Origin of the sequence: Saccharopolyspora taberi, from assembly GCF_039534165.1 — a bacterium.
Lineage (GTDB): Bacteria > Actinomycetota > Actinomycetes > Mycobacteriales > Pseudonocardiaceae > Saccharopolyspora_D > Saccharopolyspora_D taberi.
In genome coordinates this window covers 1-976 of record NZ_BAAAUX010000013.1, presented here as the reverse complement: position 1 = coordinate 976, position 976 = coordinate 1, and the positions used below count along the sequence as shown (strand labels likewise).

Genomic DNA, 976 nt, shown 5'->3' with positions numbered 1-976 from the left:
TGTCGATTCGCCTGAGGGGCCGTGGGTTGGTCCGCCTTCGGGCCCGCAGCCGGTTGTCGATTCGCCTGAGGGGCCGTGGGTTGGTCCGCCTTCGGGCCCGCAGCCGGTTGTCGACGGGCCTGAGGGTCTGCGGGGTCCGGCCGGTCCGCCTTCCGGTCCGCAGCCGATCGTTGACTCGCCGGACGGGCCGTGGGGCCCCGTTGGTCCGTCTTCGGGGCCGCAGCAGATCGTGGACGGGCCCGAGGGTCTGCGTGGTCCGGCCGGACCGCCTTCCGGTCCGCAGCCGATCGTTGATCTGCCTGACGGTCCTCGCGGGCCTTCCGGCCCGCAGCCGATCGGCGACTTGCCCGAGGGCCCGCGTGGTCATGGCGGTCCGTCTTCTGGTCCGCAGCCCGCTGTTGACATGCCTGACGGTCCGCGTGGCCCCGGCGGTCCGCCGCCGGGTGTTGATCTGCCTGACGGTCCGCGGGGTCCTGCTGGGCCCCCTTCCGGTCCGCAGCAGGTTGTCGACTCGCCTGAGGGCCTACGTGGTCCTGTTGGCCCGCCTTCGGGGCCGCAGCCGGTTGTTGACGGGCCTGATGGGCCGCGCGGTCCGGTTGGCCCGCCTTCTGGCCCGCAGCCGATCGGCGATCTGCCCGAGGGCCCGCGTGGTCATGGCGGTCCGTCTTCTGGTCCGCAGCCCGCTGTTGACATGCCTGACGGTCCGCGTGGCCCCGGCGGTCCGCCGCCGGGTGTTGATCTGCGCGAGGGCCCGCGCGGTCCGGCCGGACCGCCTTCCGGCCCGCAGCCCGCCGTTGATCCGCCCGACGGTCCTCGCGGTCCCGTCGGACCGCCTTCCGGCCCGCAGCCGGTCGTTGATCTCCCCGACGGTCCTCGCGGCCCGGCCGGCCCGCCGCCAGGCGCTGACGCGCCCGACGGCCCGCGCGGTCCTGGCGGACCGCCGCACGGGCCTCGGGGCCACGCGGCTCCGCCGCCC

General features: G+C 75.7%; 1 protein-coding gene. It reads left to right on the top strand.

Annotated elements, in window-relative coordinates; genetic code table 11:
• Positions 1-365: 365 nt before the first annotated feature.
• The coding region (locus ABD691_RS13360) for a hypothetical protein (RefSeq protein WP_344679954.1) at positions 366-976 on the top strand (611 nt) is incomplete at its 3' end.